The following is a 15,707-nucleotide window of genomic DNA, read 5'->3' on the forward strand; positions in this document are numbered from 1 at the left end:
TGCTATGGTTACGGAACAAAAAACAGTAGATGTCAGCTTTGAAAGCCTACTACGTATCTTTACGGTACCTGAAGGTCCTGATTCAACCCTGACTCAAATCGAAGACAAACTCTCTCAGAACTTAAATCAATTCTTGCGCGAACATATTGTGGCTGAAGAAAAGCCGCTTCGTGAGATTGAAAAAGACTTCTCTAATGCTCAAATTCCCGAGCAACCAGAGTTTGTATCTGAACATACAGAGCATCTACTTGATTCTCTGGTATCACACTCAGTGCATACATCATCACCAAGTTTCATTGGTCATATGACGTCGGCCCTACCTTACTTTCTAATGCCTCTTTCTAAGATTATGATTGCTCTCAATCAAAACTTAGTGAAAATTGAAACTTCAAAAGCTTTTACGCCTCTTGAACGCCAAGTATTAGGTATGCTTCATCGTCTTATCTATCAAGATGATAGCCAGTTTTATTCTCGCTGGATGCACAGTGCTAATCACTCTTTGGGTGCTTTTTGTTCTGGTGGAACCATTGCCAATATTACAGCGCTTTGGGTTGCTAGGAATAACGCTCTTAAAGCGCAAGGTTCATTCAAGGGTGTAGAGAAAGAAGGGCTGTTCAAAGCCATGAAGCATTATGGCTACGAAGGTTTAGCGATTCTTGTTTCTGAACGTGGTCACTACTCTTTGAAAAAAGCCGCTGATGTACTTGGAATTGGTCAAGAAAGCCTTGTCGCAGTAAAAACCGACAACAATAACCGCATATGTACTGATGACCTCATATTAAAGATTGAGCAACTTAAGCAAGCAAACATTAAACCTTTTGCAGTAATTGGTGTTGCTGGCACAACTGAAACGGGCAATATTGATCCATTGAGAGAAATTGCCGAAGTGTGCCAGAAAACAGATTGTCACTTCCATGTCGATGCGGCTTGGGGTGGTGCAACTTTAATGTCGAATAATCATCGCCACCTTCTAGATGGTATTGAGCTTGCCGACTCTGTCACTATTGATGCACATAAACAACTCTACGTGCCAATGGGGGCTGGTATGGTGCTTTTCAAAAACCCAGATGCCATGACTGCCATTGAACACCATGCTCAATACATATTGCGCAAAGGTTCTAAAGATTTAGGTAGCCACACTTTAGAAGGCTCTCGTTCTGGCATGGCTATGTTAGTGTACGCAAGTATGCATATCATTAGCAGACCAGGCTATGAATTATTGATCGATCAAAGTATTAATAAAGCACGTTATTTCGCTGATTTGATCACCGAGCAAAATGATTTTGAGTTGGTGTCTGAACCTGAGCTTTGTTTACTGACTTATCGCTATATACCAAAGCATGTTCAAGAAGCTCTCAAACAAGCAAACTCAAGTGATAAAGTAAAATTAAACGAGTTACTCAACGAGCTCACTAAGTTCATTCAGAAAAAACAACGTGAGACTGGTAAGTCTTTTGTATCCAGAACTCAGCTTACACCTGAGAAATGGAACCACCAGCCAATTATCGTATTTAGAGTTGTACTAGCGAACCCTCTTACAGGGCATGATATACTCAGCGCTATTATTGATGAGCAACGTGAAATCTCTAAACTTGCTCCAAATTTAATGCGAGCAATAAACACGTTAGCAGATTCAATCACCTCATGAATGAATAAAAATCGCACCAAAATGAAAATTAATTTCGTTTTGGTGTAATTCCCCTATCAATTTTTCTTCAATATTGGCTATTTCCGCCTCTAAACACTTCCATTTTTGTAGTTTTCTAAAAATTTGTTGAGGCTTGTCAAATTCTTAAGCATTCATCCCTGCTTTTAGTGTAAGCATAGCGTCCGATGGGTTTATACTAAGTCTATGGTGCTAGTTAGCTTATATCTATTTAGAGCTGCAGTATTTATTTGAGTATCCTAATCAAATAGGAACTTAAATTTATCTGTTTTTGTTCTTTCAGACATTCCCCCGAAGTCATTAGATATTGATTAGCAAGTTGTTCTCTATACCCTTGTGAACACTATGAATACATTAGAAAAAATACAAAAAAATCTAGAAAATTTCAGCAAGTCTGAGCGTAAAGTTGCCGAAGTCATTATGGCATCTCCTCAAACAGCTATTCACTCTAGCATTGCTACATTAGCTAAAATGGCGGATGTAAGTGAGCCTACTGTTAACCGCTTTTGCCGCCGTTTAGATACGAAAGGCTTTCCGGATTTTAAACTTCACCTTGCTCAAAGCTTGGCAAACGGAACACCTTATGTGAACCGTAATGTTGAAGAGGATGATGGACCAGACGCTTACACTCATAAGATTTTCGAATCCACTATGGCGTGTTTAGATGTAGCGAAAAACAGCTTAGATGCAATGCAAGTTAATCGTGCTGTCGATCTACTTACCCAAGCTAAACGAATTTCATTCTTTGGCTTAGGTGCTTCATCAGCCGTTGCTAAAGATGCACAAAACAAGTTCATTCGCTTTAATATACCAATTACTTGTTTTGAAGATATTGTGATGCAACGAATGAGCTGCATTAACTGTAGTGATAACGACGTAATCGTTTTGATTTCTCATACTGGTAGGACAAAAAGCCAAGTTGAGATTGCTAACTTAGCTCGTGAAAATGGCGCGACCGTTATTGCGATTACAGCGAAAGATTCACCACTGGATAAAGCAAGTTCTCTGTCTATTTCTTTGGATGTTCCAGAAGATACCGACGTTTATATGCCAATGGCGAGCCGTGTTGTTCAAATGACGGTTATCGATGTTTTAGCAACAGGTTTTACCCTGCGCCGCGGTACTGGTTTCAGAGAGAATTTGAAGCGAGTGAAAGAATCAATTAAAGATTCAAGGTATGAAAAGTATTCTCAGTTTTAGTTATTCGTAATCGTTAACTATAAGTGAGTACACTAACTAGAAACGGAGCCTAAGCGCTCCGTTTTTTGTATAAGGAATGCAGACATCCAAAGCCAATGCATCCAAAGTGACTCTATCCCAAGAGATCATTTTCAACGTCACTATATCCAAAGTAGCCATATTTGAAATTGCTACATTCAAGTGACTACAGTCAAAGTTAGATTGTCCAACTGTTCCCTTTTTCAGACACACTATTCTCCGACGCATAAGAATTGATAATGGATAAACAAGGCTCTACCGCTTCATCTTGAGTGCGTGGTTCGTGCAAATCGTCTCCTACCTGAGAAAGAATATGGAAGAGTCTTTCTTCATTTAATGGGAGTGGATTACCTTTTATCGCAACAGATTTCAGAGCATCACTCACGACTTCTTGCTGATTCACTTCATTGAATTTAAACGCACATAATGAAGGTATTGATAAGTTATCTAAAACCTGGAGTAGCCATACAACCCCGTCTTCATGCTTGGCATCCATATTACCAGTGACAATTTGCGCGATTTTTTCGTACCGAGCTAATATATCGGTTCTATTGGATTCTGTAGCGACATCTATGTTTTCCTGCATAACAAGAGGCGCTAACCTTGCAGTAATAACGCTATGGGGCGCATTAAGCTTCCCTCCTAATGCAGAAGCCAAGCCATGGGCAGCTCCTAGTTTTGCATTGGTAATCGCCATCCCACCAAGCATTGCAGCAAAAGATATATCTGAGCGTGCTATTTTGTCGTCATCTAAACAAGCAGCTAATACAGAGCTACTCAAACGCCTAAGCCCTTCTTCACAAATCATATCAGTTAAAGGGTTAGGTTCACCGCAAACATAAGCTTCCATCAAGTGCGTAAAGGCATCCATTGCCCCTCTACCTGATGTATATAGATCTGTTTTATACGTCAATGTTGGATCTACAATCGCAACATCAGCTAGCATCTCAGGACTGCGTAAACTGATTTTTACTTGGTCTTGACCGGATTTAAGCACTGCATTTTTTGTCACTTCCGCGCCTGTACTTGCCGTTGTTGGAATTGCAATGAAAGGAAGTGGTTTAGTTTTTAAAGGTACATTCCGCCCCACCACTTCAACATAATCATAAAGGTCACCTTGATTTGGAATAACCGCAGCAAGTGCCTTGCCTAAATCAATAGCGCTGCCTCCTCCAATGGCGATAACCATATCAGGTTTAAAACGCCTAGCTGATAATGCGGCTTCTTCGACCATTTTTATATTAGGTTCCCCTGTTACAGCCATATGCTGATAACGCATGCTCCGAGATTCAAGGTGATTAATAATAGGTAAAGCTCGAGTATATGTACTGCCAGTTACAAGCAAAACACTGTAACCATATTGATTAATTACGGAAAGCGAGGATGCAAGTGCACCCTCACCAAATATAATCCTTGTTGATGTCATGAATTGAAACATTGGAGCCTCTCCCTTACCCTACAGAACAAACGATACTACTGACCCTACCGATACAGCTTAAAATCGAGGATGCGAGCCTCAAATTCATACTACATTCAAACATGGCACCAACTTCCATTTGATGTTTTGACTCGGTGCAACTTGTGACATAAAAGTATGCACTTCTTACAGAATCTTAGTGTTACCTCACAATGCTCTGTTAAGTACTGAAAGATATAACTCTCTCGATCTTCTTAAACTTCTTAATCTTCTTAATCTTCTTAATCTTCTTAATCTTCTTAGGCAATTTTAATTGATTAATCCAAGCTATGGTTACAAATTAATCTGATAGGTTTTACCTATTACATTAAGAGGCAATTCCACCTTTATTTCCCGAATACATTAAGGCATAGTTAGTTTCAAGAATTATTAGGCCATATTCATGAAGAATATTTATTGGCGCCTCATTCCGTATTTAGGAGAAATTAAATGTTTGTAGTTATCTTTGGTCGTCCTGCTTGCCCATTCTGTGTTCGTGCGAAAGAGCATGCTGAAACTCTTAAAGCTAAGCGTGATGATTTCAACTACCGCTATGTAGATATTCACGCAGAAGGTATCAGCAAAGCTGACCTAGAAAAAACCGTTGGTAAACCAGTTGAAACGGTTCCACAAATTTTCATCGACCAAGACCACATCGGTGGTTGTGATGAATTTGAAGCATATGCAAAAGAAAACCTAGGTCTTTTTGATTAAGCCCGATTAGGCTTATTTGATTGAGCTAGATTTAAATGTATTTCTTACAGCCTGCATTAGTAAATGCGGGCTGTTTTTTTAAGTAAAAATACTAAAAGTTAATTCAAAGTAAAATATCGAAATAACACTTATCTTTTCGAAATATTCCGATACAATTCACCACTCATCCTTTCTACCTTCTCAGATTAAATTGAGCCACAGTTGTGAATATCGACGTCGTTTATTTGCTTGAACAAAACCCCATTCTTCTTATTTTTGTTGTCTTAGCGATAGGGCTTGCCATTGGTAAAATCCGCTTTGGCAGTTTACAGCTTGGTAACTCAATTGGTGTCCTCATTACATCACTCGTTATGGGGCACTTAGGCTTTTCTTTTAACGCCGATGCTTTAACCATTGGTTTTATGCTCTTTATCTATTGTGTGGGGATTGAAGCCGGCCCTAACTTCTTTGGCATCTTCTTTAGAGATGGTAAGCACTACCTCATTTTAAGCTTAGTGGTACTTTCCACTGCATTGGCTCTTACTTACTTCAGCAGCCACTACCTTGGTTTAGATTTTGGTCTTTCAGCAGGAATGATGGCTGGCGCCTTAACCGCGACACCTATTCTTGTGGGCGCTCAAGACGCCTTGAATTCTGGTTTAGCCGAAGTGCCTAGAAATATGGATTTAGGACTGGTGATTGAGAACCTTTCCGTTGGTTATGCCATGGCTTACTTAGTCGGCTTAATTAGCATGATTCTATTTGCTCGTCTTATACCTAAACTGCAGAAAGTAAACCTTCACGATTCAGCAGAGCAAATCGCGCAAGAGCGTGGGCTGGGAACTTCGGGGCAGCGTAAAGTTTATTTACCTATCATTCGAGCTTATCGAGTAGGACAAGAGCTGATTTCGTGGACTGATGGTAAGAACCTTCGTGAGCTAGGTATTTATCGTCAGACAGGTTGCTATATTGAGCGAATTCGCAGAAATGGCATTCTAGCCCACCCAGATGGTGATGCTATTTTGCAAGAAGGTGATGAAATTGCACTGGTTGGCTTCCCTGATAGCCACGCACGCTTAGACCCGAGTTTTAGAAACGGAAAGGAAGTATTTGACCGTAATCTACTTGATTTACGCATTGTCGAGGAAGAAATTGTCGTTAAAAGTGACAACATTGCAGGCAAGCGTTTATCAGACCTAAACATGTCGGAATATGGCTGTTTCTTAAACCGAGTAGTCCGTGCTCAAATTGAAATGCCGATGGACTTGAATATCGTTCTAGCCAAAGGTGACGTTCTACAAGTTAGTGGTGAAAAAAGCCGAGTTCATGGCTTAGCTGAAAAAATTGGTTTCATTTCGATTCATAGCCAAATGGCTGACCTTATGGCGTTTTGTAGCTTTTTCATCCTAGGTATTTTATTTGGTCTGATCACTATGACATTTGGTCAAGTTTCTTTTGGGCTTGGTAACGCTGTCGGGTTACTACTTTCAGGGATCACTTTAGGCTTCCTCAGAGCAAACCACCCTACTTTCGGTTATGTGCCTCAGGGCGCCTTGAATATGGTGAAAGATCTTGGCTTGATGTTCTTTATGGTCGGAATTGGATTAAGCGCTGGTGGGAAAATTTTTGAGCACCTGACTCAGGTTGGTCCCCAAGTACTAGGAATTGCTCTAGTGGTCAGTGTTGTACCAGTAATCTTCGCTTACCTAGTTGGCGCCTATATTCTAAAAATGAACCGCGCACTCTTATTTGGTGCAATTATTGGTGCAAGAACCTGTGCCCCAGCAATGGACATTGTAAACGACTACGCTAAGTCAACGATTCCAGCACTAGGTTATGCCGGTACTTATGCCATAGCCAATATTTTGATGACCCTTGCTGGTACGTTTATCATAATCATTAACTGATTGCTGATTAATTAAGGTCAGTTCAGTTTGGCAAAAAAAAAGGCGCTCAATGAGCGCCTTTTTAAATACATTTCAGATGAACTGATTTAGATATCCGCTACATCAAACTCAACTAGAGTTTCAACGTCCGCTTCATAATCAACACCTTCAACACCGAAACCAAACAGTTTCAAGAACTCTTCTTTATACTCAACGTAATCCGTTAGTTCTTTCAGGTTTTCAGTCGTGATTTGAGGCCACAAGTTACGGCAATGATCTTGAATATCATCACGTAACTCTAGGTCATCTAGGCGTAAACGATTTACTTCATCTACTTCTGCTGCGCTGCCATCTTCTTTGTACAAGCGTTGGCTGAACATACGGAAGATTTGTTCCATACAACCTTCGTGGATGCCTTCTTCACGCATTTTTTTGAATACCATTGCGATGTAAAGAGGCATAACAGGAATTGCCGAGCTTGCTTGAGTCACAACTGACTTAAGAACGGCAACATTCGCTGAACCACCAGTTTGGCTTAGCTGGTCATTTAGAGCTGTTGCAGCACGGTCTAAATCCATTTTAGCTTTACCTAGAGCGCCATCCCAGTAGATAGGCCATGTTAGCTCAGTACCAATGTAGCTGTATGCAACCGTCTTACAGCCGTCAGCTAAAACGCCTGCTTCAGAAAGCGCATTGATCCAAAGTTCCCAATCTTCACCGCCCATTACTGTAACAGTGTCATTGATCTCTTCTTGAGTAGCAGGTTCTACACTAGCTTCAATGATGGCGTCTTTATTAGTATCAACGGCTGTTGATGTGTAAGTATCACCAATTGGCTTAAGAGAAGAACGAATCACTTCGCCGCTTTCTGGCATTTTACGAACTGGAGATGCCAGTGAGTAAACAACCATATCAATTTGACCAAGATCTTCTTTAATCAGGTCAATGGTTTTTTGCTTAGCTTCATTTGAGAAGGCATCACCATTCAAGCTCTTTGAATACAGGCCTTCTTCTTTAGCTAGCTTATCGAAAGCTGCTGAATTGTAAAAACCAGCTGTGCCCGGTTTTTTCTCAGTACCAGCCTTTTCAAAGAAAACACCGATAGTCGAAGCACCGCCACCAAATGCAGCCGCAATACGAGAAGACAAGCCGTAGCCACTTGAAGAACCAACAACAAGCACGCGCTTAGGTGCGTTAACAATTGGACCTTGAGCTTTAGTGTAAGCAATTTGTTCTTTTACGTTCGCTTCACAACCAACAGGGTGTGTTGTAGTACAGATGAATCCGCGAATTCGAGGTTTGATGATCATATTCAACTTCCTTAAAAAATCTTCCGTAGGATAAAAGTTTCGTAAGCGAAAGGCATCTAATTTCTTTAAATTTGTCGTGAAAATGCAAGTGGTTGGAGCACTATCAGATAATTTATCGTTAAAAAAGAGAATTACTCTCAATTAAAAATGAAAAGGCTCCTTAGTAGGAGCCTTTAATGTATTTGTCATTTCAACGGCGAACATATGAGAGCTAAGTATTTACCTTTCTCTAGTTAAGCCGTTTATAAGTGCCTAAGCCACACTATTTAGCTTTGGTTTAAGCTCTTTTCTCGTCAGTGTTTCACTAAAGTCATGACTAAAGTGATCCACTTGGATAGCGGTATATCTCAACTTATCAGCTGCAACTATTTGGTCAACTTCAGCCTGAGTTAACACATCGGCTTCCAATGCTTGAGCAAGTTTATCAGCAAGTAGCCCTTTTCTCGCCACTTTACCTTCTTTTGCCGCTCGTACTAGCTTTCTTTCAAGTCCTTTCACGTTATACATTGCGTTAAAGGCATCTTCCATCAGACCTACGCTATCATCTTCTTCTTTACCAATGTAACAAAGGTGAGTTAGACGTTCACGGTGTGCTCCAGGAGTCATCAAACTTTCCGCTAGAGCAACCGTAAGATCATCATTTGGTTGTTCAAACTTATTCCCTAATGGGAAGATAAGCGCTTTTAATGTACGACCAACCAACTTGCTTGGAAAGTTTCTGTACGCTTCTTGCAAAGATTTAGCTGCATGATAGAAACAGTGTTGAACCGCATAATGCACATAGTTTAAATCAGACTGCTGACGACCTTCATCTTCGTATTTTTTAAGCGCTGCCGAAGCCATGTATAGATAGCTAAGACCATCACCTAAACGAGCAGAGATAAGTTCTTTACGTTTCAGTTCACCACCAAGGCTCAACATTGCGAAATCGGCACTCACAGCCAAAGCTCGGCTCAATCGAGTTAGATCTTGGTAATAGTGCTTAGTTGGTCCACTCATATCAGCTTTAATAAAGCGAGAGCCTGTTATTGCAGCACCAAATGCGCCAAATGTATTTTTCGTTGCATGACCAATATGTTTAAACAAAAGTTCATCAAACTCTTTCGCGCCTTGCTTCTCATCTGGATTAGCTGCCGCTTCCATTTCTTTTAAAACATATGGATGACAGCGAGTTGCACCCTGGCCGAAGATCATCAAGTTACGAGTTAGGATATTCGCACCTTCTACTGTAATCGCAACAGGAATGCCAAGGTATGGCGCAACAAGGTAGTTCATCGGGCCGTCTTGAATTGCACGACCTGAGTGGATATCCATTGAATCATTAAGAATTGTTCGTGCCATTTCTGTCATATGATATTTAGCGATAGCCGTTACAATTCCTGGCTTCTCTTTCATATCTAATGATGTAGTCGTTAAAGTTCGAGTGGCTTCCAATAAATACGTCAGACCACCAATTCGACCTAGGCTTTCGGCTACGCCTTCAAACTTACCAATCGACATGCCAAATTGTTTACGTACATACGCATAAGCACCTGTTGTACGTGCTGTTAAATGCCCCATAGCTGTACCTAATGCAGGTAATGAGATGCCACGTCCCGCAGAAAGACACTCAACCAACATGCGCCAGCCTTTACCCGCATAGTCTGCACCACCAATTAGCCACTCCATCGGAATGAACACATCATGACCTCGGGTTGGACCGTTCATGAATGCAAGACCCAGTGGGTCATGTCTTTCACCAATCACGACACCTTCGTGATCAGCTGGAATAAGTGCACAAGTAATACCGACATCTTCCTTATCACCAAGTAGCTTTTCCGGATCATGAAGTTTAAATGCTAGACCCAATACTGTAGCGACAGGAGCCAAAGTAATGTATCGCTTGTTCCAATTCAGTTTGATACCAAGTACTTCTTCACCTTCATGCATGCCCATACATACTGTTCCAACATCTGGAATACCACCAGCATCAGAACCAGCCTCAGGACCAGTTAAAGCAAAACAAGGGATTTCTGTACCATCCGCTAGACGCGGCAACCAGTAATCTTTTTGTTCTTGTGTACCATAGTGAGAAAGTAATTCACCAGGACCCAGCGAGTTTGGCACCATTACACTCACCGCCGTACTTATACTGCGAGTCGCAATTTTAGTTACGATGGTTGAGTTAGCTAAAGAAGAAAAGTTTCGACCGCCAAACTCTTTAGAAATAATCAGTGAGAAAAAACGCTCTTTACGAAGAAATGACCAAACCTCTTCAGGAAGATCGCGATCTTCTTTTACGATCTTATGGTCATCTAGCATAGCCAGAAGAGTTTCAAGTTCGTTATCGATGAACGATTGCTCTTCACTAGTTAGTTGTGGTTTAGGGTACTGATGAAGCTTTTTAAAATCAGGCTTACCTGAAAACAGCTCTCCATCCCACCATACGCTGCCAGCTTCCATTGCTTCTTTTTCAGTACTTGAAAGTGGTGGCAGTACTTTTTTGAAGAATTTAAAAGCTGGGTCACTTACATATTTTTGTCTTAGAGAGCTCATAGTTCAGATCCTTTTGTTCACTATTTTGGTGTGATTATTTTTATTTATTCTAATTATTCGGTTTTTTTTAATTACTAATTTTATTCACCTGCCGACATACCAGCCGACAAATATGGGATAAGTAGATCGACCACAGCTTTCGCGTCTACTTGCTTCCCGTGATCATTCTCTGCAATTTCAGCCAAAGCTTGACTTGAAGCCATGGTGAAAACACAAGTACCTAACGTAAAGTGCAGCCTCCAAAATAAAAGCTCAGGTGTTAAATTTGGGTTTGCCTTTAACGTTGAATCCGTAAAAAGAGTGAGTACTTCACTGTAGCGAGTCGTAATGAACCAACGTAAATGACCTTGAACATCGGTATAACCACGCCCTATTAGCAACATAAAGCGGCTTGTTCCATTTGGTCTTACGTCATTTAACGATCTTAAAGGCATGCGTAAAGACTCAAACACATCTTCCATTTTGTAAGTTTCATTCAAATTCAAAGTAATCAATGCGTCATGTAATGCAGGCATGAAAGCCTCTAAATACCGATCTAATACCGCACGGACCAGCGTTTTCTTGTCACCAAAGTGATAATTTACTGACGCTAAATTTACGTTCGCTTTACTCGTGATTGTTCTTAGCGAAGTGTCGTTGAAACCATGTTCTGCGAACAAAGCCTCGGCGACATCTAAGATTTTTTCTTTAGTATTATTTCTTGGTGCCATTCTAATCACTCGTATTAAACAACTGTTTGAAATATACGCACGAAACATTTAATTAACAAGCAAGCAACATCACACTTTAAGAAATTGGTCGTACCAGTTGAAATAGAGAATTCTCAACCTTATGAATTAGAAGGTATTGTTGAAAAGTTTGAAAAAATAATCTTTTTGATGGAACTGAATACTGATTGGAGGGTCATACTTACTATAGAAAACAGAGTATTTAGAAGTTTTACAGGTCGTTAAACTTGTTTCTATCTGTTTTTTGTTTAATGCTTTTTCCTTATTAACTCCTATATTTGTATCCGCCCAAACCGTTTTGGTTTGGGCTTTTTTTTGCGTCAAATGAATAGCAAGAATTCCAGAAGATCTCACACCTACCGCTCATATGCACTCACCTCTTTAGTCGATGAAGTGCATTTTACAAATGTTTGAACCACACCCCTGAACTAGTCTCATTTTTGAGACGCCAATGCAATATCAATTCCTGAAGAACACCTATTTAAAATCCATATTCTCATAATCATTCCTCTTCAATTTTTTCAATTAATGCGCTTATGGTTAGAATAAAAACTTAGTTATTTCTATAAAAAACAGCAGGTAATAAGCTAATTTGTTCACTCCCTCTCCCAAAGTATTGGGCCAAAAAAGAAGTTCTCACCTATTCGATTTATCTCTGCAGTGGTCTCCCCAATCAGTATTTAGACTCTTTAATTTCATTCTCACTTTTTGTTTAATGACCTACTCTTCTTACTAACTAACTAAACCATCATTAAGAATGGCATCACAAACAGCAGTGGAGCTAAGTACGCTTGTAAAATAAACGGAAAGGAGTACTGCTATGAGGTTATTTAACGTATCTATCATTAGCTATGTCATTGCAGCTAGCACGACGGTCATGTCTCAAACACTTGAGCAATCTGTTGCAGCTACACTTTCCTCAAACCCTGAAATCAAAAGTATTTTCAATGAGTTCATGAGCCAAAAGAATCAACATGAGGCTTCCGGGGGGGCTTACAAGCCCAGTATCGACCTTGATGCTGGGATCGGGTACGAAGGAATTAACCCAACACCTGGTAATGGTTCAAATACCGAGCTGACTCGAAAAGAAGCCACAATATCTTTAACTCAATTACTTTGGGATGGTTCTTCTACTCTCTATGATATAGATCGAACTGCTGCCGAAGCTGAGTCTGTTCGGCTTCAATTAATTGCTGATGCAGAAGATAAAGCGTTAGAAGTGACTGAAGTATACTTAAATGCTGTCAAAGCCAATGAAATTCTTGCTCTTTCAGAAAGCAATTTATCCGTACATAAGAAAATCTTTAAAGATATCAAACGTAAAGCTGAATCAGGTATCGGTTCAATAGCAGATCTTTCACAAGTAGAGGCTAGGATAGCAAAAGCGCACGGTAACCTTCTTGCGGCGCAAAACAACCTGTTTGACACACACATTCAATTTAAGCGCCTAGTAGGTCAGTCACCTCTAGGGCTTGTATATCCAAGAGCCGATATAACCAAAATCCCACTGACCGTTGACGACGCAGTGCTGTATGCATTCAATAATCACCCGGTGATAAAAATATCTATCGCTGATGTAGATTCAGCTCACTTTCAATATAAACAATCCAAAGGCGTTAATTATCCCACCATCTCAATTGAGGCTTCTCAAACTTGGCGAGAAGACGCCGCAGGAAATGAAGGCTCTAGCCAAGAAACATTAGCTATGCTTCGCCTGAAGTACAACCTTTACAACGGTGGTGCTGACAACGCTCGATCTGACAGCGCAGTTTACCAATTAAACAAGTCGAAAGATCTACGTGACCGTGCTTATAGACAAGTAGAAGAAGGGCTCAGATTATCTTGGAATGCTTTAGATCTTACACTGCAACAGAAACAATTCTTATCTGATCACGTTGATTCCGCTTCAGAAACAGTCATTGCTTATGCAAAGCAATATAGGATTGGTCAACGGACATTACTCGATTTATTAAATACTGAAAATGAGCTATTTGAAGCTCGGAAAGATTATTTAGATGCCCATTATTCTGAGCAATACGCTAAGTATCGAGTCCTCAACGCAACTGGCTCTTTACTTAATGCCCTACTTGTCGAGATCCCTGAAGAATGGACTCAAGAAATGGAGTATTAATGATGAAAAAGCTATTTTTATTAATATCAATGTTCACTCTTTTCCTTAACCAAACTTTTGCTTACTCAGAACAACCTTATATAGCAACACCAGAATCCAAACAAACTTTTGATCTCCAAGACGAAGATTTGGATGGCGTAATAAACGCGAGAGATGCCTGCCCGAATACACCAAGATCATCCAAAGTTGACAACGATGGATGTGGGGAAATTTTAAAGTCAGAAGAAATTAGGCAATTGAATGTTTTATTTTCAAATAATTCGGCTGAAATTAATCCGATATTCGTAGAACAGATAAAAACAATGGCAAACTTTCTGAACACCTACCAAGCAGCATCAATTGAAATTCAAGGGTATGCAAGTAAGACGGGGTCTTCTCGACATAACTTAACACTATCGAAGGAGAGAGCTTTTAACGTCCAAGATCGCCTAGTTTATTATGGTATTAACCCTAAAAGAGTGCGAGTCGTTGGTTATGGTGATACTAAGCAGACCGATTCAGACAACAGTTCAATAACACAAGCATTAAACCGAAAAGTCACCGCTACAGTAATCGGTCTTAGTCAAGAAGTCGCTGAAGAGTGGACAATTTTTACAACATTAGAGAAATAACTGGATACAAAAAACCGTGACAAGAATAAATCTCATCACGGTTTTTAAACATTGTAGTAATTAACTAAAGCTTAATTTACGACGTTGTTTTTGCAGTTGATGCAGTACCAGTTTTCGGTAATGACACACTCAATAGCGCGTAACCAATTATTGCGGCTGTTGTAGAGCCCATTAAGATACCTAATCGTGCAAGCGTGTCGTACTCAACATTGGCAGAACCGAATGCAAGTGACGAGATGAAGATAGACATCGTAAAGCCGATACCACATAGCACTGAAACAGCGAAGATATGAATAAAATTCACCCCTTCAGGTAGTTTAGCCCAACCTAATTTCACTGCAGCCCAGCTAAATGTAAAGATTCCTAGAGGCTTACCAACAAGCAGACCTAACGCAATACCAAGCGGTAACATACCCGTTAAACTTGCAATAGAGATACCTTCAAGTGAAATACCTGCATTAGCAAACGCAAATATTGGAAGTATCGCAAACGCAACATATGGATGCAGAGCATGTTCAAGATGTTTCAGAGGTGAACGTTCGCCTTTGTTCCCTTTCAATGGGATAGCAAAACCTATAACAACACCCGCTAGAGTTGCGTGAACTCCTGATTTTAATACGGCAAACCAAAGGATCGCACCAACAAATAAGAACACGCTCAACTTAGTCACATGCTTAGCATTAAGCATGAACAGCACACCAGTTGCGATAAAGCCAACGGTAAGAGCTAGAGTTGATAAGTCACCTGAATAGAACAACGCAATAATGACAACAACACCTAGATCATCAATGATCGCTAGAGCAAGTAAGAATACTTTCAAGCTCACTGGAACACGGTTACCGAGTAACGCCATAATACCAAGTGCGAAGGCAATATCGGTTGCAGCTGGAATAGCCCAACCTTGAATTGCTGCTGGATCACCTAAGTTAAATAAAACGTAAATGAGAGCAGGCGCTAACATACCACCAACAGCTGCAATCGCAGGGAAAATTGCTGTTTCTTTTGATTTAAGTGCGCCTTCTAAAAGCTCACGTTTCACCTCAAGACCAATCAACAAAAAGAAGACTGCCATGAGGCCGTCATTAATCCAATGGGAAACTGACATACCAAACACGTATGTATGAAGAAATTCCTGATACATACCATTCATCGGAGAGTTTGCAACAAACATCGCAACTGCTGCTGCTATAACGAGTAAAATACCGCCTGCAGATTCCATTTTAAAGAAGTCACGAATGACATCGCTCATGATTTCGCCCTTATATTTATTATTTAAATAAACGAATAACAAAGAATAGCCTAGAGTTTATAGCTAACTCAAACCAAGAAATAATCATTTCTTCAGAGGTTTAACTTCGGTTTTTCCTACAAATACTAAACAATACAACGTTTTTACCAATGCTTTGTTCAACTGATAAACTAAGTATAGAAGAGAAATGTAGCCGTGAGATCCAGAAGACTGTAAGTATCCGT

The 15,707-nt window shown here is 40.2% G+C and carries 11 protein-coding genes; 6 read left to right on the forward strand and 5 right to left on the reverse strand.

Annotation, left to right across the window (positions count from 1 at the left end; translation table 11 throughout):
* Positions 1 to 4 precede the first annotated feature (4 nt).
* Both panP and OCU78_RS07965 read left to right on the forward strand, forming a co-directional pair.
* On the forward strand, positions 5 to 1,648 hold the full coding sequence (gene panP, locus OCU78_RS07960; protein WP_137373095.1) for a pyridoxal-dependent aspartate 1-decarboxylase PanP: 1,644 nt from the start codon (positions 5 to 7) through the stop codon (positions 1,646 to 1,648).
* A 363-nt stretch (positions 1,649 to 2,011) separates the two neighbouring features.
* Positions 2,012 to 2,866 carry a MurR/RpiR family transcriptional regulator gene (locus OCU78_RS07965; protein ID WP_137373094.1) on the forward strand — a complete coding sequence of 285 codons (855 nt, stop codon included), beginning with the start codon at positions 2,012 to 2,014 and terminating at the stop codon, positions 2,864 to 2,866.
* Positions 2,867 to 3,062: 196 nt separating this feature from the next.
* Here OCU78_RS07965 and OCU78_RS07970 read toward each other — a convergent pair whose 3' ends face one another.
* Positions 3,063 to 4,322 (reverse strand): iron-containing alcohol dehydrogenase, encoded by a 1,260-nt coding sequence (locus OCU78_RS07970; protein ID WP_137373093.1) that lies wholly within the window; start codon positions 4,320 to 4,322, stop codon positions 3,063 to 3,065.
* Positions 4,323 to 4,790: 468 nt separating this feature from the next.
* Here OCU78_RS07970 and OCU78_RS07975 point away from each other — a divergent pair, with 468 nt between their 5' ends.
* Positions 4,791 to 5,054 carry a GrxA family glutaredoxin gene (locus OCU78_RS07975; protein WP_137373092.1) on the forward strand — a complete coding sequence of 88 codons (264 nt, stop codon included), beginning with the start codon at positions 4,791 to 4,793 and terminating at the stop codon, positions 5,052 to 5,054.
* 203 nt (positions 5,055 to 5,257) lie between these two features.
* Entirely contained in the window at positions 5,258 to 6,940 is a 1,683-nt protein-coding gene (locus OCU78_RS07980; RefSeq protein WP_137373091.1) for an aspartate:alanine antiporter, read from the forward strand.
* Positions 6,941 to 7,026: 86 nt separating this feature from the next.
* Here OCU78_RS07980 and fabV read toward each other — a convergent pair whose 3' ends face one another.
* The 3 genes from fabV to OCU78_RS07995 all read right to left on the reverse strand — a co-directional run bounded on the left by fabV (position 7,027) and on the right by OCU78_RS07995 (position 11,474).
* Positions 7,027 to 8,229, reverse strand: coding sequence for an enoyl-ACP reductase FabV (fabV, locus tag OCU78_RS07985; protein ID WP_137373090.1), 1,203 nt, complete (start codon positions 8,227 to 8,229; stop codon positions 7,027 to 7,029).
* Between the two features lie 252 nt (positions 8,230 to 8,481).
* Entirely contained in the window at positions 8,482 to 10,764 is a 2,283-nt protein-coding gene (locus OCU78_RS07990; RefSeq protein WP_137373089.1) for an acyl-CoA dehydrogenase, read from the reverse strand.
* A gap of 80 nt (positions 10,765 to 10,844) precedes the next feature.
* Positions 10,845 to 11,474, reverse strand: coding sequence for a TetR/AcrR family transcriptional regulator (locus OCU78_RS07995; protein WP_167494020.1), 630 nt, complete (start codon positions 11,472 to 11,474; stop codon positions 10,845 to 10,847).
* An 838-nt stretch (positions 11,475 to 12,312) separates the two neighbouring features.
* Here OCU78_RS07995 and OCU78_RS08000 point away from each other — a divergent pair.
* Together OCU78_RS08000 and OCU78_RS08005 are read left to right on the forward strand one after the other, a co-directional pair.
* Positions 12,313 to 13,623, forward strand: a complete 1,311-nt coding sequence (locus OCU78_RS08000; RefSeq protein WP_137373087.1) for a TolC family outer membrane protein — start codon at positions 12,313 to 12,315, stop codon at positions 13,621 to 13,623.
* On the forward strand, positions 13,623 to 14,234 hold the full coding sequence (locus tag OCU78_RS08005) for an OmpA family protein (protein ID WP_137373086.1): 612 nt from the start codon (positions 13,623 to 13,625) through the stop codon (positions 14,232 to 14,234). Before OCU78_RS08000 ends, OCU78_RS08005 begins: the two co-directional genes overlap by 1 nt.
* A 76-nt stretch (positions 14,235 to 14,310) precedes the next feature.
* Here the strand turns inward: OCU78_RS08005 and nhaA are convergent, their stop codons facing one another.
* Positions 14,311 to 15,483, reverse strand: coding sequence for a Na+/H+ antiporter NhaA (gene nhaA / locus OCU78_RS08010; RefSeq protein ID WP_137373085.1), 1,173 nt, complete (start codon positions 15,481 to 15,483; stop codon positions 14,311 to 14,313).
* Between the last annotated feature and the right edge of the window lie 224 nt (positions 15,484 to 15,707).

Origin of the sequence: Vibrio gallaecicus, from assembly GCF_024347495.1 — a bacterium.
Classification (GTDB): Bacteria; Pseudomonadota; Gammaproteobacteria; order Enterobacterales; family Vibrionaceae; genus Vibrio; species Vibrio gallaecicus.